This window comes from Streptomyces sp. MnatMP-M17 (assembly GCF_900091995.1).
Lineage (GTDB): Bacteria > Actinomycetota > Actinomycetes > Streptomycetales > Streptomycetaceae > Streptomyces.
The window spans coordinates 1-2,777 of the sequence record NZ_FMDK01001019.1 but is presented as its reverse complement, the minus strand read 5'-3'; the positions used below and the strand labels follow the sequence as shown (position 1 = coordinate 2,777).

The following is a 2,777-nucleotide window of genomic DNA, read 5'->3' as shown; positions in this document are numbered from 1 at the left end:
GGCGAGGCGTCCGCCGAGGCGCAGGCCCCAGCCCGCGCGCGAGCCGGTATGGGCGCCGGGGCTCGACAGCCGCTCGGAGCGGCGCGCGGGACGCAGCAGGCGCGCGAGCAGCAGCGCGGCGATGGGCAGTTGCAGCAGCCAGACCGTGGTGCGGAACCAGCCGTCGTACCAGACGTTCGTGCCGTACAGCAGCGTGTGCCACACGCTCAGGACATAGACGACGATCACGAACCGGTGCAGAACACGCCAGGTCTTGGGGCCGATGCGGTGCCGGATGTAGAAGAGCAGCCCGAGCGGGACGGCCAGATAGAGCGCGGCCTGGCCGAGAGGTATGGCGAGTTGGCCCGTGCCCGAGTCGTAGCCGCCCGGCACGAACGACTCCACGAAGGCGGTGTAGAGCCGGGAGTACCAGCGCGTGGTGTCGTGCCGTACCAACTCCGCGGCGAACAGCAGCGCGTGGGCGAGGATCAGCGCGATGGTGTTGAGACTGGTCGTACGGTGCAGCCGTTCCAGGCGCTGTGCCGACAGCGGCAGCCGGCCCGGCCGGGGTCCGGAGAGCAGCAGGCCCAGTACGACGGTGGTCCATGCCCAGAGCAGAGCCGACCAGCCGAAGGCCTGGCTGAGGAAGTACATCCAGAAGCCGCCCGTGTCGGCCATGAAGGGCATGACGGTCACGGTGGAGGAGGTCTTCGCCTTGATACGGGCGTAGAGCAGGGCGAAGACGGCGGCGGTCACCACCAGGGCGATCAGACCGTCCGGTATCGACGCTCTGAGATCCGATCTCAGAGTGACTCTGGGCTGTGACCTGTCGGTTGTACTCGTAGTGCCGGGCTGGTCGGCCGGCTCGGGGACGGCGGGCGTGGAGGACGGCTTCATCTGGGCGGCTTTCGCGACGGCTTCGGCGGGTTACCGGAGCAGTCGGGTCCCGGCCCGGGAAAGTTCCCGGCGAGTCGATGTGACATGGATCACATCGCCTGGGTGTCCTCCTAAAGCGGCCGAACCATCGACGTATCCGGATCAGCAGCCCTTTTCCGAGGCTCCGTCACGGGTGACACGATGACGGCCATGAGAGCCGGGCCCGCACTCCGACTCACACGTGCCGCCGTGTTCGCGGCCGTGTGCGTCGCGGTGTCCGGACTCGGCCACGCGCTCCAGTCCGACATCCCGCTGCCGTGGCCCGCCCTTGCCCTCGCGCTGATCGCCACGGGCGGCGCGGGCTGGTGGCTGGCCGGGCGTGAGCGCGGCGCGCCCGCGATCGCGGGCGTGAGCGCGGCCGGACAGGTGACACTGCACGCCCTGTTCAGCTGGACCCATGTCCTTCTGCCGGGCGCCGGGGCCGGTGCCGGGCGGACCATGGAGATGCCCGGGATGGGCCGCTCGGACACGGCGGCGCACGCACACTCCGGGATGGCCGAAGGGCCGACGGATCTGCTGCCCCTCGTCCTGGCCTACGACGGTCACTCCCTGACGTCCGGTATGGCCCTGGCCCATCTGGTGGCCGGGCTGCTCTGCGGCTGGTGGCTGTGGCGCGGCGAAGCGGCGGTCCGTCAACTCGGGCGCTCCCTCGCGCTGTTCGTCTGCGCTCCGCTGCGGCGGGCCTGGCGGGTGCTGACCGGTGCCGTGGCGCCGCTGCCGCGTAGGCGGACCGCGGCGCTCCACCGGCGCCACCGCCGTCCGCGCCGGCTTGTGGTGCTGTACGGCATCTCCCGCCGGGGCCCGCCCTTCGTTCCGTCCTTCGACTGACCCTTCGCCGCCGCCCGTTCCGGGCTCCGGTGGCCGAGGGTCTCTCAGGCGCGCACGCGTGCCTGTTCACAGGCCTGCCGGTGCACCGCCGCGCCACCGCGGAAGCCGGCCACCGATGGCGCCGCGCCCTGCCCTGCTCTGCCCGGCGCGGTGCGGCGCCGCGAGGACGCGAAGGACCGAGTGAGATGTTCCCTGCCCCACCGAACCATCCACGCACCATCAGATCCGCCCACCGCGACGTGGAGATCACCGCGTGGGCACTGGCCGCCGGTACCGGCGACCGCGAGGCGGCCGAGCTCTTCGTGCGCGCGACCTACGACGACGTACGGCGGTTCGTCGCGCATCTCAGCGCCGACGTCCCGGGCGCCGACGATCTGGCCCAGGAGACCTATCTGCGGGCCCTGACCAGCCTGGCGAAGTTCGCGGGCCGGTCCTGCGCGCGCACCTGGCTGCTGTCGATCGCGCGGTGCGTGGTCATCGACCGCTACCGCAGCGCCGCCGCCCGGCCACGGGTCGCCGACACCACCGACTGGCAGACCGCGGCCGAGCGCGCGCAGCCGCGTCATCTGCCCGGCTTCGACGAGACCGTCGCGGTGTTCGACGCCCTGGACGCGATGGATCCGTCGCGGCGGGAGGCCTTCGTACTGACGCAGTTACTCGGGCTCTCATACGCGGAGGCGGCCGGCGCCGCGGGCTGTCCGGTCGGTACGGTCCGCTCCCGTGTGGCGCGCGCCAGACGTGATCTCACCTCGGTCTGGCAGCCCGCCTCGGCGGTCCTCCCGTAACCGCGCGTGGCGACCGCGCGCCGTCGGCGCCGCCGGACCGGTCGTCAGGACCGGCGGCTGTCGTACCGGCGGCGCCTCACCTCTGCCATCAGGGCCGGCAGAAGCGGCAGGACCAGACACTGGAGCGACACCGCGAGCCAGAAGCCCGGGACCATTCCCGCGCCCTCCGCGATCCCGTAGAGCTGACCGCCCGCCACTCCGCTGGCGAACGCGCCGATCCCGGCGGCCAGCCGCTGGCGGCCGAAGACC

3 protein-coding genes and 1 pseudogene are annotated in these 2,777 nt (G+C 72.3%); 2 read left to right on the top strand and 2 right to left on the bottom strand.

Annotated features, from left to right (window positions below):
• Window positions 1–876 (bottom strand): ferric reductase-like transmembrane domain-containing protein (locus GA0115259_RS35275; RefSeq protein WP_093604428.1); only part of this gene is annotated, 876 nt, incomplete at its 3' end.
• A 189-nt stretch (window positions 877–1,065) separates the two neighbouring features.
• Between GA0115259_RS35275 and GA0115259_RS35270 the strand changes: the two genes are divergently transcribed.
• Window positions 1,066–1,743, top strand: a complete 678-nt coding sequence (locus tag GA0115259_RS35270; RefSeq protein ID WP_093604430.1) for a hypothetical protein — start codon at window positions 1,066–1,068, stop codon at window positions 1,741–1,743.
• A gap of 185 nt (window positions 1,744–1,928) precedes the next feature.
• Window positions 1,929–2,528 carry a sigma-70 family RNA polymerase sigma factor gene (locus GA0115259_RS35265; RefSeq protein WP_093604426.1) on the top strand — a complete coding sequence of 200 codons (600 nt, stop codon included), beginning with the start codon at window positions 1,929–1,931 and terminating at the stop codon, window positions 2,526–2,528.
• A gap of 44 nt (window positions 2,529–2,572) precedes the next feature.
• Here GA0115259_RS35265 and GA0115259_RS35260 read toward each other — a convergent pair.
• Window positions 2,573–2,777: pseudogene (locus tag GA0115259_RS35260) on the bottom strand (MFS transporter); the annotation flags it as partial.